Annotated in this window: 24 protein-coding genes and 1 pseudogene; 13 read left to right on the plus strand and 12 right to left on the minus strand. The window is 40.3% G+C overall.

The features are described from left to right. Positions 1 to 10 precede the first annotated feature (10 nt). Positions 11 to 1,399 (minus strand): MFS transporter, encoded by a 1,389-nt coding sequence (locus tag C6W18_RS08230; protein ID WP_034318386.1) that lies wholly within the window; start codon positions 1,397 to 1,399, stop codon positions 11 to 13. A gap of 178 nt (positions 1,400 to 1,577) precedes the next feature. On the opposite strand from C6W18_RS08230, the pseudogene C6W18_RS08235 reads away from it, so the two are divergent. From C6W18_RS08235 to C6W18_RS08260, 5 genes and pseudogenes are all read left to right on the plus strand, one after another. After that, a pseudogene (locus C6W18_RS08235) lies at positions 1,578 to 2,464 on the plus strand (transporter substrate-binding domain-containing protein). Between the two features lie 41 nt (positions 2,465 to 2,505). Beyond that, positions 2,506 to 3,183: an amino acid ABC transporter permease gene (locus C6W18_RS08240; RefSeq protein ID WP_078061638.1), complete on the plus strand. Its 678-nt coding sequence runs from the start codon at positions 2,506 to 2,508 to the stop codon at positions 3,181 to 3,183. Positions 3,184 to 3,193: 10 nt separating this feature from the next. Beyond that, positions 3,194 to 3,934: an amino acid ABC transporter ATP-binding protein gene (locus tag C6W18_RS08245; RefSeq protein ID WP_105927186.1), complete on the plus strand. Its 741-nt coding sequence runs from the start codon at positions 3,194 to 3,196 to the stop codon at positions 3,932 to 3,934. A 192-nt stretch (positions 3,935 to 4,126) separates the two neighbouring features. Continuing rightward, a complete protein-coding gene (locus C6W18_RS08255; protein ID WP_034318381.1) occupies positions 4,127 to 5,335 on the plus strand; it encodes an ammonium transporter in 1,209 nt (402 codons plus the stop codon). Positions 5,336 to 5,353: 18 nt separating this feature from the next. Further along, entirely contained in the window at positions 5,354 to 5,701 is a 348-nt protein-coding gene (locus tag C6W18_RS08260) for a P-II family nitrogen regulator (protein ID WP_034318379.1), read from the plus strand. Between the two features lie 85 nt (positions 5,702 to 5,786). Here the strand turns inward: C6W18_RS08260 and spoIIQ are convergent, their stop codons facing one another. Continuing rightward, positions 5,787 to 6,683, minus strand: a complete 897-nt coding sequence (gene spoIIQ, locus C6W18_RS08265; protein WP_003214850.1) for a stage II sporulation protein SpoIIQ — start codon at positions 6,681 to 6,683, stop codon at positions 5,787 to 5,789. Positions 6,684 to 6,799: 116 nt separating this feature from the next. Here spoIIQ and C6W18_RS08270 point away from each other — a divergent pair, with 116 nt between their 5' ends. Next, a complete protein-coding gene (locus tag C6W18_RS08270; protein ID WP_189318062.1) occupies positions 6,800 to 7,309 on the plus strand; it encodes a GNAT family N-acetyltransferase in 510 nt (169 codons plus the stop codon). 32 nt (positions 7,310 to 7,341) lie between these two features. On the opposite strand, the gene C6W18_RS08275 is transcribed toward C6W18_RS08270, so the two are convergent. Genes C6W18_RS08275 through C6W18_RS08285 form a run of 3 tightly spaced genes read right to left on the minus strand, consistent with a single transcriptional unit; the run spans position 7,342 to position 10,227 of the window. Further along, the gene (locus C6W18_RS08275) at positions 7,342 to 7,872 is read right to left on the minus strand and encodes a TlpA family protein disulfide reductase (protein WP_105927188.1); all 531 of its coding nucleotides are present in this window, start codon (positions 7,870 to 7,872) and stop codon (positions 7,342 to 7,344) included. Beyond that, positions 7,869 to 8,426, minus strand: coding sequence for a MauE/DoxX family redox-associated membrane protein (locus C6W18_RS08280; RefSeq protein ID WP_105927190.1), 558 nt, complete (start codon positions 8,424 to 8,426; stop codon positions 7,869 to 7,871). The genes C6W18_RS08275 and C6W18_RS08280 overlap by 4 nt, the downstream gene beginning before the upstream one ends. A 1-nt stretch (position 8,427) precedes the next feature. Beyond that, entirely contained in the window at positions 8,428 to 10,227 is a 1,800-nt protein-coding gene (locus tag C6W18_RS08285) for an ABC transporter ATP-binding protein (protein WP_105927192.1), read from the minus strand. A gap of 98 nt (positions 10,228 to 10,325) precedes the next feature. Between C6W18_RS08285 and C6W18_RS08290 the strand changes: the two genes are divergently transcribed. Beyond that, positions 10,326 to 10,835, plus strand: a complete 510-nt coding sequence (locus C6W18_RS08290) for a thioredoxin fold domain-containing protein (protein WP_105927194.1) — start codon at positions 10,326 to 10,328, stop codon at positions 10,833 to 10,835. Positions 10,836 to 10,883: 48 nt separating this feature from the next. On the opposite strand, the gene C6W18_RS08295 is transcribed toward C6W18_RS08290, so the two are convergent. Both C6W18_RS08295 and C6W18_RS08300 read right to left on the minus strand, forming a co-directional pair. Further along, on the minus strand, positions 10,884 to 11,285 hold the full coding sequence (locus C6W18_RS08295) for a hypothetical protein (RefSeq protein WP_105927196.1): 402 nt from the start codon (positions 11,283 to 11,285) through the stop codon (positions 10,884 to 10,886). Positions 11,286 to 11,318: 33 nt separating this feature from the next. Continuing rightward, on the minus strand, positions 11,319 to 11,513 hold the full coding sequence (locus C6W18_RS08300; protein ID WP_078061637.1) for a hypothetical protein: 195 nt from the start codon (positions 11,511 to 11,513) through the stop codon (positions 11,319 to 11,321). 298 nt (positions 11,514 to 11,811) lie between these two features. Between C6W18_RS08300 and C6W18_RS08305 the strand changes: the two genes are divergently transcribed. From C6W18_RS08305 to rpsN, 4 genes are all read left to right on the plus strand, one after another. Continuing rightward, a complete protein-coding gene (locus C6W18_RS08305; protein WP_105927198.1) occupies positions 11,812 to 12,234 on the plus strand; it encodes a DUF5362 family protein in 423 nt (140 codons plus the stop codon). 143 nt (positions 12,235 to 12,377) lie between these two features. Next, on the plus strand, positions 12,378 to 12,527 hold the full coding sequence (rpmG, locus tag C6W18_RS08310) for a 50S ribosomal protein L33 (RefSeq protein ID WP_003214771.1): 150 nt from the start codon (positions 12,378 to 12,380) through the stop codon (positions 12,525 to 12,527). Between the two features lie 81 nt (positions 12,528 to 12,608). Then, the gene (locus C6W18_RS08315) at positions 12,609 to 13,805 is read left to right on the plus strand and encodes a GTP-binding protein (RefSeq protein WP_105927200.1); all 1,197 of its coding nucleotides are present in this window, start codon (positions 12,609 to 12,611) and stop codon (positions 13,803 to 13,805) included. Positions 13,806 to 13,821: 16 nt separating this feature from the next. Beyond that, positions 13,822 to 14,091 carry a 30S ribosomal protein S14 gene (gene rpsN, locus C6W18_RS08320; RefSeq protein ID WP_105927202.1) on the plus strand — a complete coding sequence of 90 codons (270 nt, stop codon included), beginning with the start codon at positions 13,822 to 13,824 and terminating at the stop codon, positions 14,089 to 14,091. 254 nt (positions 14,092 to 14,345) lie between these two features. On the opposite strand, the gene moaA is transcribed toward rpsN, so the two are convergent. Next, a complete protein-coding gene (gene moaA / locus C6W18_RS08325; RefSeq protein WP_105927204.1) occupies positions 14,346 to 15,353 on the minus strand; it encodes a GTP 3',8-cyclase MoaA in 1,008 nt (335 codons plus the stop codon). Between the two features lie 10 nt (positions 15,354 to 15,363). Beyond that, on the minus strand, positions 15,364 to 16,152 hold the full coding sequence (fdhD, locus tag C6W18_RS08330) for a formate dehydrogenase accessory sulfurtransferase FdhD (RefSeq protein ID WP_105927206.1): 789 nt from the start codon (positions 16,150 to 16,152) through the stop codon (positions 15,364 to 15,366). A gap of 134 nt (positions 16,153 to 16,286) precedes the next feature. On the opposite strand from fdhD, the gene C6W18_RS08335 reads away from it, so the two are divergent. Beyond that, a complete protein-coding gene (locus C6W18_RS08335) occupies positions 16,287 to 17,552 on the plus strand; it encodes an L-lactate MFS transporter (RefSeq protein ID WP_105927208.1) in 1,266 nt (421 codons plus the stop codon). Between the two features lie 83 nt (positions 17,553 to 17,635). Continuing rightward, on the plus strand, positions 17,636 to 19,984 hold the full coding sequence (locus C6W18_RS08340) for an FdhF/YdeP family oxidoreductase (protein WP_105927210.1): 2,349 nt from the start codon (positions 17,636 to 17,638) through the stop codon (positions 19,982 to 19,984). 52 nt (positions 19,985 to 20,036) lie between these two features. On the opposite strand, the gene C6W18_RS08345 is transcribed toward C6W18_RS08340, so the two are convergent. From C6W18_RS08345 to spoIID, 3 genes are all read right to left on the minus strand, one after another. After that, complete coding sequence (locus C6W18_RS08345; protein ID WP_105927212.1) at positions 20,037 to 20,711, minus strand: VWA domain-containing protein; 675 nt, start codon at positions 20,709 to 20,711, stop codon at positions 20,037 to 20,039. Positions 20,712 to 20,793: 82 nt separating this feature from the next. Further along, the gene (locus C6W18_RS08350) at positions 20,794 to 21,492 is read right to left on the minus strand and encodes a VWA domain-containing protein (protein ID WP_105927214.1); all 699 of its coding nucleotides are present in this window, start codon (positions 21,490 to 21,492) and stop codon (positions 20,794 to 20,796) included. A 324-nt stretch (positions 21,493 to 21,816) separates the two neighbouring features. Next, positions 21,817 to 22,842 carry a stage II sporulation protein D gene (gene spoIID / locus C6W18_RS08355; protein WP_105927216.1) on the minus strand — a complete coding sequence of 342 codons (1,026 nt, stop codon included), beginning with the start codon at positions 22,840 to 22,842 and terminating at the stop codon, positions 21,817 to 21,819. Positions 22,843 to 23,063 lie beyond the last annotated feature (221 nt).

Genomic DNA, 23,063 nt, shown 5'->3' on the forward strand with positions numbered 1-23,063 from the left:
TTCTTCCACTTTATCCGGCTGCTTTTTTTATTGGCTGTCTCCCTCTAACCATACTTGAAAAATAAAGACTTACACCAATGCCGATAAGAGAAATGATGATCAACGTCCAGCCTAACTGCTCAAAATGGGAACCAGCGATTTCCTCACCAAACAGCATGCCAAGCACGGCAGATGACAGAATGGAACCAAGGTACCGGCATGTTTGAAAAAGTCCGGAGGATGTGCCAATCATTTGCTGAGGACTCGCTTTTAGCATCGCAGCTTGAAGCGCAACATTCCCAATGCCGTAACTGAGTCCGAGTAACGCAAGAACCACTCCTTTCCCCCATAAGGGCGCAGGAATAAAAAAGAATGTCATCGCAGAAGCTCCACCCAGCATCAATACTGTACTTGCTAAAATCGGATGACGTTCATCCCCGCGATCCACCCACTTTCCTGTCAGCGGCGACACAATGATGCTCATCCCAGACATGCACAGCATAAAAAGACCCGTCATCTCCACACGCCAGCCTAATTCATCTTGGAAATAACTCGGCAAACCAAAAAAGAGACAATAGAAAAAAATATTTAAGATGATAAATTGCACATACACAAGCGACAGCCGCTTCTCCTTACGAAACATCCGAATTTGAATAAATGGTTCATCCACCTGATATTCCCACCAGATAAAAGCACCTGCACTCAGGAGACAAAGAATGCCCTGTACATACTGAATACCATCAGCAAGTGATAATAAAAATGAAAGCAGGAGTACAATACAAACTGTAAAAAGAAGCATTCCTGGCAAATCGAGCTTTCGTACAGTTTCTCCTATGCGGAGCTTTCTCTTCTTCTGCTCCTTCGGAAACAAAGATAGCCCAAGAAAGAAACTAATCAGAATAAAAGGCAGATTCACTAAAAAGATAGCCGGCCAGCCGCCGATTGTCATCAAAAACCCGCCAAGCGTTGGTCCGAGTGCTGTCATCGCTGAAGCAAAAATGGACAATACCGCTAATGCCGAAGCCTGTCTTTCCTTAATATGATCTCGAATGAGTCCAACACCGGAAGGATAGATGGCACTACTTCCAATCGCCTGCAACAGCCGGATCACAATCAGCACTGCAAAAGTCGGGGCAAAAGGGGCACAAATGGCCGAAATGGCTACAAGAGCCAACCCAAATAAAAACAATGTTCTCCGGCTCATCACATGATCCCCAATCCGGCCGCTCACCGGCTGCGTCACCGCACTGGCTAAATAAAAAGTCGAAATGAGCCAGGATACGGTCGTAAACGACAAACCAAACTCATGCTGAATTTGATGCAAGGCCAAAGAAATCATCGAGGAATTCAGTGGATTTAACATCGTTCCAAAAGCAATAGCGGTTAAAAAGACCTTTCGGTTGTCCCTCCACTTGTTCATACACCGATCCCCCTCATTGTTATATGGCATGTTCTTTGCCTATCCTTCCGTTATTATGAGATTCATTTCCCTTTTTTACCCTTATCAATTCAAGTTCTCTCTTGGAACAGCAAGACATACATTTTAAAAAGGGAGCACATTAGAAAAACACATGCAAAATTGAGAATATGAGGAAGAGATGGTAATATTCATTTCATGTTTGAAAGCCTACTTTCTCCTTATAGGAGAACGGCTGAAAAGGAGGAGAAGCATATTATTAAAAAAAGACGGTTTTGGGTCCCAGCCCTTTTCTCGGTTGCAGTATTACTTCTGTCTTCGTGTGGTTCAAATGAAACAAATGGGAACGGAGATAAACGTAATTCTACAGCGAAAGGGTCCCCGATTTTGGAGGATGGAAAATTTATTTTTGCAGCATCAGGTGAATTTCACCCATTCAGTTACATGGATGGAAACCAGATGTCCGGCTTTGATATCGATGTAGGCAATGCGATTAGCGACAAGCTCGGTCTCGAGCCTGTACAGAAAAAATATAAATTCGCAGGTATTGTCGAAGGCATCAAGTCAGGAAAATTTGATGCGGCAGTTGCCAGTCACACCATCAATGAGGAACGAAAAAAACACGTCCTTTTTTCTAAGCCCTACTATTACTCGGGTCCACAAATCTTCACAAGACCTGGCGCAGACATTCAAAGTGCTGATGACTTAAAAGACAAAGAAATCGCTGTATCAAAAGGTTCGTCCTACGCTGATATTGCGAAAGAACATAGCGGGCAGGAACCAAAATATTACGACAGTGATGTGGTCGCTTTAGAAGCACTAGCCAACGGAAAACACGATGCGGTCGTGACTGATTTTGCCACAGGTGCAGAAGCCATGAAGAAAAAATTGAAAATCGAAGCGCAGAAAAGACTCGGACAAAGTGAACAAGCAATCGCTGTATCAAAAGAAAATGAACAGCTCATAGAAGAGATCAACGACGCGATCGACGCACTAAGAAAAGACGGAACATTAAGACAAATTAGCGAAAAGTACTTTAACGAAGATATTACCGTCAAACAGGATTAAAACCACGATTGTGCGCCCTTTTCTAGGCGCACTTTCTTCAAATGGAGATGATTGTTTTGCCTACCCTATCACACTTTTTTCAGACGCTGATTGATTCTAGAGGCATTTTCTTAGAAGGGATGCTGCTCACCTTACAACTAACTGTGATCAGCATCTTCATCGGTATGTTCATTGGGCTCTTCTTTGCTTTACTAAAGATATCCCGCGTGGCGGTTTTCGGTTATATCGCAAATGCCTATATCTTTCTTGTACGCGGAACACCACTCATTGTTCAAATCTTTATCCTTTATTTTGGACTCACGGAATTAAATATACCCGACTTCTGGGCTGCTTCCATTGCGCTAGCCTTTCATAATGGTGCCTATATAGCAGAAATATTCAGAGGCGCCATCCAATCAATCGACCAAGGTCAAAAAGAGGCAGGACGTTCTCTTGGAATGGGCCGTTTTTTAACCATGAGACGTATCATTCTCCCGCAAGCGATGCGGCGAGCCCTCCCCCCTCTCGGTAATCAGTTCATTATCGGCTTAAAAGACTCATCACTTGCCGCCTTTATCAGTGTCAATGAACTATTTAACGTAGCCACCACTCAAGGCTCCAACAGCTTTGACAATATGACGTATTTACTTGTTGTCGCTGTCTATTACTTAGTTCTTGTCCTGCTATTAACATTCGCTGTCCAAACCTTTGAGAAGAAACTTTCAGTCAGTGATCATTAGGAGGAGAAGCATGACAGAATCAAAGGAAATCATTCGTGTTGAAAAACTCAATAAATACTTTGGAGATCTGCATGTCTTAAAGGATATCGATCTCACCGTGTACGAAAATGATGTCGTCGTCTTAATTGGGGCAAGCGGCTCTGGAAAAAGCACCTTGCTCCGCTGTATGAACTTTTTAGAAATAAAAAATGACGGTCAGATCATCATTGATGGCAGCCCTGTACAACCAAAGCGTGATCAACTAAACGAAATGAGACAAAAAATAGGCATGGTGTTTCAGCATTTTAATCTCTTCCCGCACAAAACTGTGCTTGAAAACATCATCGAAGCACCTGTGATGGTAAAGAAAACAAAGAAAGCACAGGCCATCGCTGAAGCCAAAGTCTTGTTAGAAAAAGTAGGACTTGCAGATAAAGCCAAAGTGTATCCTTCTAAACTATCAGGCGGACAAAAGCAACGTGTTGCCATTGCACGGTCTCTCGCCATGAAACCTGATGTCATGTTATTTGACGAACCTACGTCTGCCCTTGACCCAGAGCTTGTAGGCGAGGTGCTGCAAACCATGAAAAGCCTCGCAAAAGAAGGCATGACAATGGTCATTGTTACACATGAAATGGGCTTTGCGAAAGAAGTCGCCGATCGTGTCGTCTATATGCACGAAGGGCGCATCGTTGAAGAAGGGATTCCATCGGAATTGTTCGATTCTCCTCAAGAGGAGCGAACCAAACTGTTTCTCAGCTCCATTTTATAGGTCAAATGCCCTTTATTTTTAGTGATCAACGCACGTTTTTTCTCATTTTCCACGAACATTTCATCCATTTATATTGAACATAACCAAAAACCATGTTAGATAAACTTACACGAGTATGTTATATGTGACTTTTCTCTCTATAATGAAGAATTAAGAAATCAATTAATTCTGAATGATTCGGGGGAATGCAGCATGCAAATGGGTGATACAGTATTTATGTTCTTCTGCACACTACTCGTGTGGTTAATGACACCGGGTTTAGCCTTATTCTACGGGGGACTTGTGAGAAGTAAAAACGTGTTAAGTACAACAATGCACAGCTTAACATCACTAGCCATCGTCTCGATCGTCTGGATCGTGTTTGGCTATTCCTTGGCTTTTGCGCCAGGCAATGCATGGATCGGAGGCTTCGAATGGGCTGGGCTAAAAGGGGTTGGCTTTGAACCTGGTTCATATAGCGATACCATTCCACATTCATTGTTCATGATGTTCCAAATGACCTTTGCCGTCTTAACAACAGCCATCATCTCAGGTGCCTTTGCCGAACGTATTCGTTACTCGGCAGTGGTCGTGTTTACAATCCTTTGGGTCACATTTGTATACGCTCCAGTCGCACACTGGGTATGGGGCGGCGGTTGGATTGGAGAAATGGGCGCACTTGACTTCGCTGGAGGAAACGTGGTTCACATCTCATCCGGTGTTGCCGGTCTAATCGTTGCGATTGTTCTTGGGAAGCGAAAAGAAGCAGCAAGTTCTTCCCCGCATAACTTGATCTACACACTTCTTGGCGGAGCTGTCATCTGGTTTGGCTGGTTTGGTTTTAACGTCGGAAGCGCCCTGACGTTAGACAGCGTCGCCATGTTTGCCTTTATTAACACCAATACAGCAGCTGCCGCAGGAATCATCGGCTGGCTGTTAGTAGAGTGGATGATCAACAAAAAACCAACAATGCTCGGCGCCATTTCTGGAGCCATTGCAGGTCTTGTCGCCATTACACCTGCCGCAGGCTTTGTCACACCATTTGCTTCTATTATTATAGGAATCATTGGCGGAATCGTCTGTTTCTGGGGAGTCTTCTCACTCAAAGCCAAATTCGGCTATGATGATGCCCTTGATGCATTCGGTCTTCATGGAATTGGTGGTACTTGGGGAGGAATTGCAACAGGACTTTTCGCAACAACCTCTGTCAATGATGGCGGAGCCAATGGCTTATTTTACGGAGATCCAAGCTTACTTTGGAAGCAAGTTGTCGCCATTGTCGCCACTTACGTCTTTGTTGCTGTTGTAACATACGTGATCATCAAAGTGGTCAATATCTTCTTCAAGATTCGTGCAACCGAAGAAGAAGAATCAGTGGGTCTTGATTTGACCATGCACGGCGAAAAAGCATATCAAGATTAAAGAAAAAGGGGTGTCTCGATGAGCAAAATGTATAAAGTGGAGATTGTCACACGGCCAGCTAATTTTGAAACATTAAAGGTGGAGCTTGGAAAGATTGGTGTCACCTCAATTACTTTTTCAAATGTGCACGGCTGCGGCTTACAAAAGGGACATACAGAGCTATACCGCGGCGTCAAAAAGGAAAGCAACGTGTACGAACGATTAAAGATCGAGATCGTCCTGAGCAAGGTACCTGTCGAACAGGTCGTTGAAACAGCACAAAAAGTACTTCGCACAGGCGAACCAGGGGATGGGAAAATGTTTATATATGAAATAGAGAATACAATTAACATCCGAACAGGTGAAGAAGGACCTGCCGCCTTATAATACATCCTCCGCCGCGTGGCGGGGATCTTTTTAAGACAGAAAAAAACCTCTGTGTAGTCATCTACACAGAGGATCTTACAAGACATTAAGATTGTTTTGTTTCTTCTGACTGACTGCTGTCTTTAGAGGAATCTGAAGACTTTTCTTGATCAGAGGATTTCCCCTTCTCATCAGACTTTTCTTCAGATTTTTCTCCAGCCGGCTCTTTGGCCTTATCTTCAGCAGCAGGTTCCTTCGTTTTTTCATCAGCCTTTGGCTGAGCAGGTTCTTTTGCTTCTTCCGTTACTTCTTGTGCTGCTTTTTCAATAGTAGAAACAGGCTTATCAATGAAGCTAAGTGGATTGAGCGCTAAACCTTCCATACGAATTTCAAAGTGCACATGGTTGCCGCTTTCAGCACCATAAAGATTTTTACCAGAAGCACCGATGACATCATTCTGCTTCACTTCATCGCCTTCTTTTACACTCACTTGAGACAACGATTGATAAACAGTTGACAATCCATCTTCATGTTCAATTTCAACGACATGACCGAGAACTGGATCTTTTTTCGCTTGAACGACCGTTCCACTAAGAGCAGCTGTGACATCAAACACTTTGCCATCTTTATCTGCAAGATCAATACCTTTGCTTAAGGTATAGGTGTTATTATAGTTTACAAGTGCTGCTTCTTTTTCTTTTTGATCAGCATCTGCTTCATAGAACTTTTTCACGACAGAAACATTATCAGAATTCTGGACTGGCATTGCAACATTTTCAATTGGCTTTCCAACTTCAACGGCATCATCACGCTGTTCTTGTCCTGTTTGATTTCCATCAGATAGTTGATCTTTCACATCTTTTGATACAGCTTGATACCAAAGAACTGCTGTTAACACGACCGCTGCGCTGACCAAGTAAATAGCAGGGAATACCCAGCGCTTACGGAAAAATTGCTGAACTTTTGTGATTTTGGAAGTACGTTTCTTTTCTTCCTCTCTCATTTTTCATCACCTCAGCAACATTCTGAACACTTTTCAAAAAATATATACACCCGAAATCATTTTTCTTTTTATTTTGCGCAATCGCATCAATAATATGTATGATGAATGAAAAAAAGATGGGAGACTTTATTGTGAAAACTTTCAACCGCATTGCAACAGAAGATGACCTCAAAACAATCGTCGATATCTACAATTCAACCATTGCTTCAAGAGAAGCAACTGCCGATACAGAACCTGTTACAGTTGAAGCCCGCAGGCAGTGGTTTTTGAATCATTCAGAGAAAAGACCTCTCTATGTGAAAACAGATGAAGAAGGGAATATCTACGGCTGGCTCAGCTTTGAAACGTTTTACGGAAGACCTGCATACAACGGAACCGTTGAAATGAGTATTTATTTAAACCAAGACTATCGAGGAAAAGGCTTAGGATCGATTTTCTTACAAGAGGCCATTGAATTGGCACCCTCAATAGGCATCCGAACGTTGCTTGCCTTTATTTTCGGGCACAACGAAGCCAGCATTCGACTATTTAAAAAACACGGCTTTGAGACTTGGGGACACCTGCCACGCATCGCAGAAATGGACGGCAACAGGTACGATTTAGATATTCTAGGAAAAGAATTATAAAACCAGCGTCTCTAAAAGAAAGAGACGCTTTTTTATGAAGCGTGCAACAGCTGTTCAAACTGTTTCGCATTTTGAAGAGATTTTCTTTGTAGGATGATTCCATGTTCATCAATGTGAATCGCTTGCGGGACAACAGTTACCCCATACAGCTCCATGATTTGTGAAGAGCGCATATAAACGGCCTGATCCGGCAGCAATTGAAGGAGCGACGCATCATCCGCTTGTTCATCTCCATTAATAAAAATGAACTGAACATCATCACTAGAAATTTGCTGCTGCATATCAGCCAAAATGCTTTTGCACGTCATACAAGTAGAATTCACAAATAACAGCATCACGGCTCTCCCGCTTTGCAAATATTCCTTTAACATCACCTTTTCCCCTAAATGCGTATAGCTTCGAAATAACGGAGCCGGATCACCAACTTCCGCTTCCTTCAATTCAATCCCATCAAGGGTTTTTATTTTATTCATAAATTTCCCGATAAAACGGGCAAGCAGAAACACCACAGCCAGCTGAGCAATGACAATCAATAACACAATGATTAATAGAATATCTGTCATTTCATTTTATCTCCTTCTATAATTGATCCAAATTGATTGATCCACTTTCGCTTGAATAACATGATTTCTTGACTGACCGCTATGATGAAACAGACAGCCACTGCAATCAGAAAACAAATGATTTTGAAGTTCAATGGAATCGTCTCTACATAGGAATGCACATAAAATAACCCCATCACAAGTGCCAACATCAACATATTTCGAATCACAATCCCCCAATGAAGACGTTCGTTTTCAAGAAGGCCTCCACAGCCACACGAAATATCACGATGCCCTCTCAATAAATTAAACGTGACCGCTCCAGTATAGATACATAAAAGTGCTGTAAGACCAATCGCAGGTACGAGAGACATATTCCAAATGAACAAATGAACCGTACAAACCAATTCAACAAACAAAAATAAATAAAACATTGGTGCTGCGAAAGATGGAGGCAGCAACCGATAAGCATTCATCTGCTGCACATGCGCCGTCTGTTTTCTCACTTTATCAAGCCACGCACCTGCAAAAATGATTCCTAGTAGATAGACACCTATGAAATAAAAGACACTCACCTTACACCATCTCCTTTTGTTGAAATAGTTGAGATTGTGCCTCGTAAAGCCTTTTGTACTCTCCGTTTAGCGTCATAAGCTCATCATGGTTCCCCTCTTCAACGAAAGCACCATCTTTCATAACGATAATACGGTCTGCTAAGCGGGCCGCTCCCATACGATGTGTAATAAACAAAACACCTTGATCCTGCGTATGATCGAATAACTTTCGAATGAGTGAAATCTCCGACAGTGGATCGAGAGCAGATGTTGGTTCATCTAAAATGATAAAATCACTCTCTCTAAAAAAGGTTCTCGCCATCGCAAGCTTTTGCCATTGTCCACCAGACAGTTCATGACCTTCTTCAAAAAAGCGGCCAAGCTGCGCATCATACGTCTCTTCCATTTGATGAATTCTTTTTTCTATACCTGCTTGCCGCGCAGCTAAAATCATTCGCTCTTCCTCATCTATATCGTCGATACGGCCAAATCCAATGTTTTCTTTCACAGTGAATTCGTACTTCATAAAATCTTGAAAAAGAACAGACATTCTAGCATGATATGACCTTTTATGAATGGTAGAAATGGACTCACCATTGACTTTCTGCATATTCGGCTGATCTGGATCGTATAAGCCGGTCAAACATTTGATCAAAGTGGTTTTTCCTGATCCGTTATCCCCGACTAATGCTACACGTTCACCTTTATTGATATGAAAATGTATATGCTCAATAGCAGGCGTTTTCATATTCGGATAAGTAAAAGAGAGATTTTCTAGTGTAATAGACTGAATATGCTCGATCCTCCGAAGCGATGCTGCACCTTCTGACTGTTCATGAATCTCCTCTTCTCTCTTTTGAAAAGCCCTCATTTCATCCACATAAAGACTCGTTTCATATAAACTAGAGAATTCCCTCGTTAAATCTTGAAAACCACTTTGAATGTTTTGTACAGCTTGCAGCACAGCGACAAACGTCCCCGCCGCTATTTTTTTTTGGAAAATAAGAAAGACAATAAAAAGACCGCAGCACACATAGGCAAAGGTCATGAGCAATCCGCCCGCCATCTCCCAGCGAACTTGCCTTTTAAGCAATTTATATTTCTCATCTGCACTTTTTACATAATGACCTTTCCATTTTTGAAGAAGATAATTCCCTATTCCATATAAACGTACTTCCTTCAGAGAATCTCTTTGTGCTACAAGATCGGACACATACATTTCTCTTCGGTCATTGGCAGTTAACATACGGTTTAATTGATAACGCGCACCTCCAAAGAAAAGTTCAATCCACAAGACAGGCAGGGTAAACACGATCAGAATGACCGCCAAGCCCCAGTGGATACCGATCATGTAAATGAGAAGTGATACAACAGTAATCAACGCGCTCATGATTGTGAAAATACTTCTGACCATACTCAGAACGTGCTGATGACTGCTCATCACACGTTGACTCTCATTATAAAAAGACGGGTGTTCAAACGTAATATATGGAAGCCTTATCGCCTTCTGAAGCAATTCACCCTTCAAATGCAAACCAATCAGATTTGTCGCTTTCTGCTGACTAAGCTGAAGAATGAACTGAAGCCCATATCCTAAAACCACAATGACCATTTGCAACCCAAATAACCATAAAACCTTTTGTATGTCTCCTGAAGAAGTCATAAATAGAATAATTTCATTAATCAATGTTTGAATAATCCAGACGCTAGCCAAAGGCATAAAACCAACGATCACTTGGACCAACAAAGTTAAAAGAAGATAAGAACGACTTCTTTTCCAAGTATAGGAGATTGCATATAAACAATGGTTTACTGTAATCATCAAATGCTCCACCTTACACCATTTAGTATAATTGACATATTTTTGATATTTGTATTATGATAGCTTTGCGTAACTTCACTCTGAGAGGACGATATACGATGAATTCAATCTTAACTTTACAGCTCACTCTTATTCTTTGCAGTCTGTTATTAACTGTCGGAATCATCACCTATTTAAAACATCAGATGAAACTGATCATCTTACCTATTCAACATGTTGGACAAAAACTTTCGCACCCGCTTCTCGAACAACCATCACCCATTCATATGAATGATCTGCTGCAAACAAATCACAAGCAGCAATTACTTATTTTCACTGACACAGCATGTCCGCACTGTATACCATCACTTGAACAATTCCTAGAAACGATAGAACAGCGTAAATTAAACGTCGCATTTAGTATCTTGTTAAAGAATGGGCAAAAAAAGGATCAAGAATTATATCGTGATAACCAAACCAACATGCAAATTATCCAGGTGGATGAGCAATTAATAGAGGCATTCCAGATTCAAGAGTTTCCATATTACATCATGGTAGAAAACGATGAAACAATCTCATATGCAGCACCTTTTCCGGATGGTCTTTATTCAAGGCTGCCTGCAAAATAAAGATAAATGAGGCATGTGAAGAGTATCAAACACACGCCTCATGATTTATTATTGTGAATTTGGCTGAATATCCTTATCTTTTTCCCCTGCAGCGACTTCACTAGCTTCACTTGAAGCTGGTGCTTGTTCCTCAGCTTGTTCAAACTCACTGCGAGCTTCATTTGAAATGTCTACTTGATCACCGTGCTGATTCACAGTAACAGACGAAGAAGCCCCCTCTTTTTGAACCTCTTTCTCTAGTTCCTTTAATTTAGAAACATGAAGCTCTAAATCCTTTCCTTGCTGAACTAAAGTCAGTTGTTGAAACAATGCCTTTCTCTCTTCTGGAGAATGGTCGCCTTGAACAATTTGCGCAGCTTGGGTTAAAAAAGAGTTTGATGTTTGGCCCGCTTGACGACTGTTCGACGTCTGCATAGCATTTGTTAAGAATGAAATTGAAGTTATGCTCATGCGTTCACATCCTATTAAATAAGATACCTAGATTTAGCAGCCACATCTAATGCGTTCTTCGCTAGTACAAATCTCACCTGTGTCACGATCCACGTAGTAACGGAAAGTTCCAACACCTTGAAGGAAACAAGTTGGTGCTGATTTGCAAGAAGTTACTAATTTTTGCAAAATACATCTAGATAATGCAGGTTGAACATTGGTCATTTTGTTTAAAAAACGATCTAACATATGAATTCCACCTTCCAATTTTTATGGTAATACAAAACAATAATAACCAATTACAAGACAACTAACAACATATTTTGATAAATTTACTAATTATTTTTGACTACTACCCTTGTATATGACATAATTTGTCGCTAAAAATCATAGTGAATGTTACTTTTTTCTTATTTGAAAATAATTTAATTATCCATAAATAGTAAAGAGAAGATAGAAACATTTAAAATTGTTCAACATTCACTCTTCCTAAAGTACTACTTGCTCAAGTATGATAAAGAGTGAATACATAAAGGAGTGAACACGATTGCAACAAACTGAAAAAATCCTTCAATCTCTTCATTCAATTACAAAGTGGGGAAAAGTTGGTAGTATCTTTCTCTATATTTCAGGTGGACTTTCGATCCTTATTGGGTTTTGGCTTGTTCTTCCTGCTGCCCTTGGCGTTTTCCTCATTATGATGGGGATTCATGTACAAAAATCTGTGAAAGCAGCTGAACAATTGATTCAAGCTCCTGATACTTCTTACGAAGACTTGTTAGAACAATATGCTAAGATGATGAAAATGCAGACACTGTTCGCCATTTCAAGTATCGCCGCAGTCATTCTCTCATTCATCGCCATCATTTTGATGCTTGTACTAGGAGGACTAGCCTTTCTCCAAGAGATCCCTAGTGATTTCCAGCAGTACGACGGTGATTACGAACAAGAACTCGGTGACTTTTATTAATGGAGGGGGGTATCAATTAACATGAGATACCCCCTTTGTTTTGTGATTTGGCATTGATCATGATACTAAGCTTGACAATCAGCCTTTATCATTTTAAAATACAAATCGTAACGATTACGAATAAAAGGAGGATCATATCACTTATGCGCGTGAAAATCACCTTAGCCTGTACTGAAACAGGTGACAGAAACTATATCACTACAAAAAATAAACGAACAAATCCGGACCGATTGGAATTAAAAAAATATTCTCCTCGATTAAAGAAATATACCCTTCATAGAGAAACAAAATAATTTTTTAGATTTTAAATCGTAACGATTACTTTTTAAGTGAGGCGGAAAACAAAATGAGCATTTTTAAAAGGACAGAAACAAATGAATAAACAAATACCTGTTACAGTATTAAGCGGCTTTTTAGGAGCGGGAAAAACAACGACATTAAATCATGTTCTTCAAAATCGTAAAGGATTAAAAGTAGCTGTTATTGTAAATGACATGAGTGAAATTAATATTGATGCGGAATTAGTCAAGCAAGGCGGCGAGCTCTCTCGATCAGATGAGAAACTTGTTGAACTATCTAATGGTTGTATTTGTTGCACATTGAGAGAGGACTTGTTAATCGAAGTAGAGCGCCTTTGTCAGGTTGGTCATATCGATTATATCCTCATTGAGTCAACAGGTATTAGTGAACCAATCCCTGTCGCTCAAACTTTTTCTTACATCGATGAAGAAATGGGCATAGATTTGACTCGCTTTTGCCGACTAGACACGATGGTAACAGTGGTAGATGCAAACCGTTTCTGGACTGATTTCCAATCTGGAGAAAGTCTATTAGATCGTAAAGAAGCCGTTTCCGATGATGATGAACGTGAAATTTCTGATTTACTCATTGATCAAATTGAATTTTGTGACGTGCTAATTATTAATAAATGTGATCTTGTATCACCATCAGAACTAGATCGACTTGAGCACGTGCTGACCACGCTTCAGCCAGAAGCAACTATCATAAGAACCACAAAAGGTAAAGTACAGCCAAGCGACATTTTGAATACTGGTTTATTCGACTTTGAAAAATCCAGTGCTTCTGCTGGCTGGATAAAGGAAATCAATGCTGGACATTCTCAGCATACGCCGGAAACAGAAGAATACCAAATCTCTTCATTTGTTTATGAAAGAAGACTCCCTTTTCATACTGGCAGGCTGAATAATTGGTTAGATCAGATGCCAGAGCAGATTGTTCGCGCTAAAGGATTTACCTGGCTTGCCACACATCATGATTTAACCATTTTAATTTCACAAGCCGGAAAATCTGTTGCGATTGAACCTATTGCATACTGGATTGCTGCCTTGCCCGAGCAAGAAAAAGCACGGATTTTAAATCAGGAACCAGAGCTTCTTGATGAGTGGGACGCAGAGTTTGGCGATCGACATACGAAACTGGTTTTTATCGGTGTGGACTTACCTAAAGCAGATATCATTCGCACACTTGACCAATGCTTACTCACTCCTGAGGAATATGATCAAGATTGGACAACGTTTGAAGACCCCTTTCAATGGAAAATACACAATTAAACCAGGAGGGTTTTAAATGGCAAAGAAATCAAAGATTGCTAAAGAAAAAAAGCGGCAGCAGCTTGTTTTGAAATATGCGGAATTAAGGAAAGCGTTAAAAGAAAAAGGTGACTATGAGGCTTTGCAGAAATTACCTAGAGATTCCTCCCCCACTCGCTTAAAAAACCGCTGTGAATTAACAGGCCGTCCTAGAGGTTACTTACGGAAATTCAAAATGTCTAGGATTGCTTTTCGTGAGCTTGCCTATAAAGGACATATCCCAGGAGTGAAAAAATCGAGCTGGTAAAGATTGATTCGATCTTATCACAGCTCCTGTAAAAGTAAAGCAGCGCAGTATGATTGAAAAACTATTTTCCAGACTTATCTTACTCTTTTAGAGTCACAAAATAGCATTTTAAAAAACAGCAGAATCTCTGCTGTTTTTTTATGATGATTGAGTTTATATGATGAATTGGCCTGTTTTTAAAAAGAGATTTTCAACAGTGATTATGCCATTTCCTCTTCTTTTCAAAAATACATGATCATGATACTTTGTTGTCACTACCCACCGATATATGACATTTCAACTTTTTTCTGACCTTTCTTTTGCTCTCTCTCAGCTGAATATTGATCATGCCTATTTGACCATAGCTCCTTCAATATTCTCGTTATATCTTCATCATTTTCTGTCGTACGAATGATCCGTTTTAGATCAAAACCCGATGATGCAAAGAGACATGTGAACAATTCACCACGTGCAGATAGTCTTGCTCTATTACATGATCCACAAAAAGCATCTGAAACGGAAGAAATAATACCAATCTCTCCTGAACCATCTTCGTAAAAAAATCGATTGGCTACTTCACCCGCATATCGAGGGGGTTCGGGTTTGATAGGATTTTTTGTATCAATCAGATCAATTATCTCTTTTTTCGTCATCACATGCTCTAAATTCCATTTATTTGTATTGCCGACATCCATAAATTCGATAAATCTCAAAATGTGTCCTTCTTTTTTAAAATAGGCTGCCATTGGTAAGATATCCTGATCATTCACACCTTTTTGGACAACCATATTGATCTTAATAGCAAGTCCAGCCTTTTTTGCTGCCTTAATCCCATCAAACACTTTTTGGATGGAAATATGTCTTCCATTCATTTGCTTAAAACGTTCGGGGTTTAATGAATCCAAACTAATGGTGACTCTCTGAAGCCCTGCTTTCTTTAACTTATCAGCATATAAAGGTAAAAGCGTTCCATTGGTTGTCATAGCGATGTCTTCAATTCCTGGAATTTTTGCGAGCTTTTCTATTAAGATGGGCAGATCTTTACGCATTAAAGGTTCACCGCCCGTGATGCGTAATTTCACCACACCTAAGTCCTTTGCAAAAAGGGTAGCAAGTCGTTCAATTTCTTCGAAACTAAGTAGCTCTTCTTTATTTAAAAAAGGATAATCTGGTCCAAAGATTTCAGCAGGCATACAGTACGTACATCTAAAGTTACAGCGATCGGTTACCGATATTCTTAAATCGCGCAATGGTCGATGCCTTTTATCCAAAATACTGACCATACTTTGCCTCCTATTCTGTAATACGCTGGTGATGAGTATAGATATTAAAAGATCCTCCTCTGACGAATCCAACTGTCGTGATATTTAATTCTTCTGCCATTTTAAGCGCTAGCTCAGTAGGTGCTGATTTTGATATCACAATAGATACTCCTAGTTTCGCTGCCTTCAATAGAACTTCCGACGATATCCGGCCGCTAAATACAAGGATTTTATCTCTAAGTGGGATTCGGTGAAGTAAACAATATCCATAGATTTTATCCAAAGCATTATGTCTTCCTATATCAGTTCTAGTGATGAATAGCTTCTCTGTGTCACACAGTCCAGCATTATGCACACCACCAGTATGTCGAAATAATTGGCTTTCGTCTTGTAAACATTTCATTAAGTGCATACAGGTTTCAGCAGATATATTAATATGATCAGTGGCTGTTTTTGCTGTCTTCACATCTTGGAGAAAATAAAAGTGTCTCCCTTTCCCACAGCAAGAACCAATCACTCGCTTTGTAAAGTCTGATGAATGAAAACGACTTGAGTGGATTAAATCAACATATGCAAAGCCCATACTTTCATCTATTGTAAACCTTTTAATCTCATTTTCAAATCGAATGACTCCTTCTGAAGCTAAAAAACCGATAACCAATTCTTTCAAATGCTCTGGTGAACAAACGAGTGTCACAAACTCTTCTCCATTCACAATCACAGTTAAAGGAAATTCTTCTACAACATCATCTGTTTTGCAGGTAAATTGGCCATCACGATATTGGTGTATGACTCGTTTCTTTTTAACAGAAGGGTTCATTGTATGATCTTCCTTTCAACACAAATTTAGTTATATGAACCAAACAAATTGTGATATTATTTTAAAAAGTCATAAAAATGTAACATATTTCTATCTTATCAAACTTTTTGATTGCTTTATATGGGGGGAACACAATGAACAAATCAAAGAATCGTTGGCTCATTGCGACAAGTGCTGTGGGAATTCATTTATCTATCGGGTCTGTTTATGCATGGAGTGTTTTTACGAATCCTTTACATCAAACCTTTCAGTGGTCATTAACAGAAATAAGCCTCACCTTCAGCATTGCCATTTTATTTTTAGGTTTATCTGCTGCTTTCATGGGACACTTCGTTGAAAAGTATGGACCAAGGACATCGGGGCTCTTCTCAGCTATTTTCTTCGGCATCGGAATGACTGGGTCAGGGTTCGCTGTCCACATGTCTTCACTGCCTCTCCTCTATTTATTTTATGGTGTACTTGGTGGAATAGGATTAGGTGTAGGCTATATTGCACCTGTATCAACATTAGTCAAATGGTTTCCAGATCGAAGAGGTCTTGCAACCGGTTTAGCCATTATGGGTTTTGGATTTGCTTCACTTATCTGCAGCCCAATTATTCAATTTCTCATTGAAAAAGTTGATATCGCGAATACCTTTTATATTCTTGGACTCTCATATTTTATCATTATGGTGACCTCATCTCTTTATTTATCACCACCAACGCCCGATGACGTCAAACAATTTGACGAATTGAAAACAAATCAAAGAAAAATTCCTCAAGATTTATCACAGCTTACAGCAAATGAAGCGATTAAAACAAGGCGTTTTTATTATTTGTGGCTCATGCTCTTTATTAATATTACATGCGGAATTGCCATTATTTCAGTAGCCTCGCCTCTTGCTCAAGAAAGTGTTGGATTCACTGCAGGTGCTGCGGCTACTCTTGTTGGTGTTTTAGGTGCTTTTAATGGCTTAGGACGGATTGGCTGGGCATCCTTCTCAGATTATATTGGAAGACCGAATACGTATACGATTTTCTTTAGTATCCAGCTCATTGCTTTTCCTTTACTACCCTACTTAAAAGAACCACTCATCTTTTCAATCGTGATGGCAATCATTTATACGTGCTATGGAGGAGGATTCGCCTCAATTCCAGCCTACATTGGAGACTTATTTGGTACGAAGCAGCTTGGTGCAATACACGGTTATATTCTGACCGCTTGGGCCGCTGCTGGTTTAGCAGGACCTTTATTTTCATCCTTCATTCGAGATATAACAGGTAATTACACACAAAGTCTCATGGTGTTCTCTGGCTTATTTTTCATTGCTTTTATCATATCTCTTCTCATTCGGAAGGATATTCAACAGCTTAAAGAATCAAACCTTACTGCTACCTCTTCTGTTTCAGCCCGACCTTAATTTGAATTTGACAGATTCGCAATCTAAAGGTAATTTTTAGATATGAAAACGCTTTATAAAGTAATAGGAGGGTGATGAATATCATGGGGAAAACAAAACACAAGGGGCCTATTAAACTCAACAAAAAACCCTCACCAAAGCTATGGGCCTCTTTTGCTCCTATGGGGCTTGGAAAAGTGAAACCTAAGCACATTCGAGATACGATGAAGGTGGCTTGGGAAAACAAAGATAACCTCCCCTACGCGTACCGTATTTTAACGCAGGGCGTTTGTGACGGCTGTGCCCTTGGTGTTTCAGGCTTATACGATCAGACACTCGCAGGACCTCATATATGCACAACAAGGCTAAATGTACTTCGTCTTAACACAATGTCAGCTATTGACCCAAAATGGTTTGAAGATATTCATCAGCTAAAAAAAATGGATAGCACCTCTCTGCGTAAGCTCGGGCGTATTCCTTATCCACTAATTCGAAAAAAAGGGCAGAATGCCTTTACACGTATTTCTTGGGATGATGCATTAGATCAAATCGCGGCTAAAATCAAATCAATTGATAAACGACAGCTCGCTTTCTACTTAACGGCCAGAGGAATCACAAATGAAGTTTATTATACTGCTGCGAAGGCTGCACGATTTATAGGAACAAATCATATCGATAATGCTTCTCGCATTTGCCATTCACCGAGCAAAACCGCTCTTAAACGCTCCCTTGGCATAGGTGCTTCTAGCTGTAATTACAGTGATTGGATCGGAACGGATGTATTGATTTTTTGGGGATCAGTCGCAGCAAACAATCAGCCCGTTTCCACTAAATATATGTACGCTGCTAAAAAGAAAGGAACCAAAATTATTGTCATCAATCCGTATAAAGAGCCTGCGATGGAAAAGTACTGGGTTCCCTCTATTCCAGAAAGTGCTTTATTCGGAACAAAAATAGCTGATGATTTTTATCAAGTCAATATAGGCGGCGATATTGCGTTTATGAACGGCGTCATCAAACATTGGTTTGATATGGAGCAGCATGCTCCTCATTCCGCTCTTGATCATGAATTTATTCAAGCCCATACAACCGGCATAAAGGATGTAAAGCAACATGTCGAACAGTTGAAGTGGGAGGATCTAGAAGCATCGTCAGGCATGTCAAAAGAAAGAATGAAGGAATTTGCAGTCCTCCTTGCCAATGCCAATTCCGGCGTTTTTATTTGGAGTATGGGCCTTACTCAGCACCGATTTGCAACAGATAATATATCGCAAGTCGCAAACCTTGCCATGTTACGTGGATTTATTGGCAGAAAACATTGTGGCGTCATGCCGATTCGTGGACATAGTGGTGTTCAGGGTTCAGGCGAAATGGGCGCCGATCCATTTGTTTTGCCAGGCAGTGATTTTGATGAAGAGAATATCGAAAGAATCGAGAAGATATGGGGATTTGACATTCCGAAATGGCATGGTGATACTATCGGTCAATCGTTTGAAAAGATGGCGCTCCCAAAAGAACACCCGCAAAAACTTAAAATGCTGTTTACTAGCGGTGGAAACTTTTTAGAAACGATGCCAAATCCAGAAGCGATCGAAAAAGCATTATCTAAGCTTGAACTCCGTGTCCATCAAGATATCATTTTGAATACCTCTACACTCGTAGAGGCAGAAGAGACGGTCATTGTTCTGCCTGCTATGACAAGATATGAACAGCCAGGCGGCGGTACGTCAACCAGTACGGAACGGATGGTATATTTCAGTCCAGAAATTGAAGGACCTCGTATTGAAGAAGCCAGAGCAGAATGGGACATTTATATTGATCTTGCGAAAAGGGTCCGACCAGAGGATGCCGAGCTGATTCATTTTGAACATGCTGAAGACATTCGCCGTGAGATTGCCATTGCGAATCGAAACTATGATGGCATACAGCATTTGCGTCATAAAGGGGACGTTTTTCAATGGGGAGGCGCATGGCTTTGCGAAGATGGTGTATGTCCAACACCGGATGGCAAGGGACACCTTCTACCTGCCCAGCTGCCTCAATACCGGAAAACTGAGGGACATTTCAATATCACGACAAGACGAGGTAAACAATTCAACTCTATGATCTACAGTGAAAAGGATGCCTTTAATGGCGGAAAGCGTCATTCTATCTTGATGAATGACGAAGATGCAAAAGAGCTTTACGTCCAAGAAGGTGATCCAGTTGTTCTTTTTAATCAATATGGGTCCTATCAAGGAGTTGCTCAATTTGGGGAATTGACACGTGGAAATATCGCTGTTTATTGGCCTGAAGGGAACGTTTTAATTCCTAAAGGTATTTATGAGAGCTATTCACAGATTCCAGAATATAATACAACTGCGATATTAGAAAAAGCCGAAACCTTTCATGCAAGAAAAGATCAGCACTACGTGGAGAAACGAATTGATGAATTAGAAACGACTTTAAATTGATCTTCAACTAAAAAACAGCTGGGGTTGTTTCCCCCCAGCTGCCATTCATATCCTACTGACCAAAAGCGCTCGCTTCTTGTTGAAGAATCTGTTTCAATTCTTCTGCATTTGCTGCCGGTTGATATTGTCCACCACCAGCTTTTGCAACAGATTTTAAACTTTTGGCTTCTTTTTCATTCACATCGAAGCCAATGATATTGACGATTGTATCAATACCGTCTTCATGTAATTCCTTTGCTGCTTGAGAAGGGCTTCCACCACATGTTTCTTCACCATCGCTGACAACATATACAATATTCTTCCCTTCAGCCTGGTGATCTTCAAAATCTTGTTTCGTATCAGTTAATGCTTTTGCTAGTGGTGTCCAGCCTGTTGGATCATACACATTGAGCGCTTGCTGAAATGTTGTTTGCTCATATGTTCCAAATCCATAAACGGCTTCAGAACTAGCACATGAAACGGCTTTTCCTGCATTTTTATTGGTCCCTTCATGACCAAACACACGAAGCAGGACTTGCGTATCTTCAGATAAAATACTTGCAAAGCTTTGAATAGAACGTTTTGCGATGTCGATTTTCTTTTCTCCCTCAAGCGATTGTGTCATGCTGCCGCTTAAATCGAGTAATATGACCACATGAGCAGGCTCCTGTTTTGTCACAGCATGAGCTGGTGAAGAAAGAAGCAAGACAAGACTAGCTAAAATAGTTAAGACAATATTTCTTTTCATAAATAAAAACCTCCCTTTTTACATTTGTACAGAAAAAGAGAAACGAAAGCATAAATCAATCGTTTCTCTTTTGTTCAACAAGTTATTCGTGTAATTTTAATGATTCTGCCGTAAAGATAGAACCCATCTCTTTACCAGTGCTTGCTTGGTAGTAATGACCTTTACCAGCTTTGGCTACTTGCTTTAATTGGCCTTCATAGCCATCGTTAAAGTCTAATCCGATGACATTGACAACAGTAGATCCTTTTGATTGATGCAATTCTTTTGCTACCTTCACAGGATCTCCACCACAAGTTTCTTCACCATCAGTGATTAAGTACACAATATGTTTTGTTCCTTTATGAAGCTGCTTATCTGTTTGCTTTGCACTTTCAAGAGCACGTGCAATCGGTGTCCATCCGTTTGGTCCAAGTCCGTTTAAAGAGTTTTCAAAGCTATCCTTTTCGTAAGGCTGTACGCCGTAAACTCCTCTAATGACTTCACATGATTGAGCTTTACCTGAATTTTTGTTGTTTCCTTCAGAACCAAACAAGCTCATACGAATTTTAGCGTCTTCCGGAAGTGACTGTGCAAATTTAAATACCTCTTGTTTTGCTAGATCAAATTTGCGCTCTCCATCTACTTTTCTTGCCATGCTTCCACTTGCATCAAGTAAGATTGTGACTCTTACATCTTTCTTATGTTTTTTGGCTGTTGATGCTTCTGCAAATACTGGTGAAGAGATTGACATGGATAATGTCAATACAGCTAAGGCTACGAGTGTAAATACTTTTTTCAACATACTTTTCATTCCTCCTTATGTATTTGATTGATACATCTTAATCGTAAATTATTCTCACTTGGAATGGTATAGGACTCGGTCCCTTTTTCTCTTTCATCAAAATCACTAAAATTCTGTCAGATGTCTAGATATTTTCACCTAACACATCATTTATCCCCCTCGTTTTCTCTGTCTTTCGAGGGACTTTGTATCGGCCATCGGTGCTTGTCAGGACATAAATGTTTAAGATTTCCTGACCTGCATCTTAAGTCGCTATTTGACACATTCTGTTCAAACCTCTTTGAACAAACAAAAAGATGCCCCGTTTCTGAGGCACCTTTGCTTTTATTTTTTAGCCATATACGTGTTGAGAAAACGATCAGCTGATTCAATTTGAATCCCTTTATAATAATGTTTCACAATGGTTTCTACTTTTTTACCTGACTGCGCCATATAATGCGCACCATATTGGCTCATCCCTACACCATGGCCGTATCCTTTTGTCGTGATCACAATTTGCTGGCCCTTTCTTTCCCATGTAAAATCTGCAGAATGAAGTCCCAGTGATTCTCGAATGTCTCTGCCTGTCAGTGTTTTACCGTTTATCACGGCTTTGGCTACTTGGTTTCCTGGTGTCCGCTCTACAATCTCTCCTACCTGAGCCTGCTGACTGAGGGTCACACCTAGTTTTTGCTGAAATTCACTAACGGTGATGGTCTTCGTGTTTTGAAATTTTGGTGATTTTTCGTCCCATTTACTTGAGACACTTTTCAAATAAGGGATTTCGTTTTTCCAATAGGCTTCTGCATTTTCAGTTTTCCCATTACTTGTAGAAAAGAAAGAAGCATCAATTGGTTTTTCGTCATAGGTCAGTACTTTCCCTTGTGTGCTCGCGACAGCTTCTGTGACCTTTTTTAATTTCCAATTGTACGCTTTCCCCCAAATTTTCTTGAGTTCCTGCTTGTTTTTGTAGACTTGGAACATTTGTGTGTCATCTACAAGAGAGCCTTTTGGTGACTTTACGGTCTTATCGCTGATCATTTGTCTGACGATATACGTTCTAGCAGCGAGTGCCTGTGCCTTGAGCGCCTCCATTTCAAAATCAGCTGGCATTTCAGAAGCTACGACACCGATCACATACTCTTCTAAGGGAATGTTTTCTACCTGCTGATGAGTCGAGCGATAGACGGGAATGGAGACGGGTGATTGCTTCAATTTGACTGAACCTTTCACTTCTTTTTTAACTGATGGTTCTGCTGCTACGTGTTGGTCGGCCGCAGGTTTCCCTTGAAACGTCGGCAACACGAGTAAGGTTGGAATCATTAAAATGATGATGCATATACCTGCGATAGTCCATATCATTGGTTTCATATTTGGCTGCCCCCATTTGTCATTGAATCTCTTTTATCCTATGGGCAAGGACAAGCTAATATGACAGCTTCTTTCATTCATTGGACAAGACTTTTGATCATGCCAACATGCTCTTCACCAATTGATTTTACTGTTCGTCTTTATGAATAAAATTTCATACGATTGGATACACTAATGATAAGCTTTTGAACATGAAGCATTCTATGATTCTAAAAAAAAAT

This window comes from Bacillus sp. LLTC93 (genome assembly GCF_002993125.1).
Taxonomy (GTDB): domain Bacteria; phylum Bacillota; class Bacilli; order Bacillales; family Bacillaceae; genus Bacillus; species Bacillus zhangzhouensis.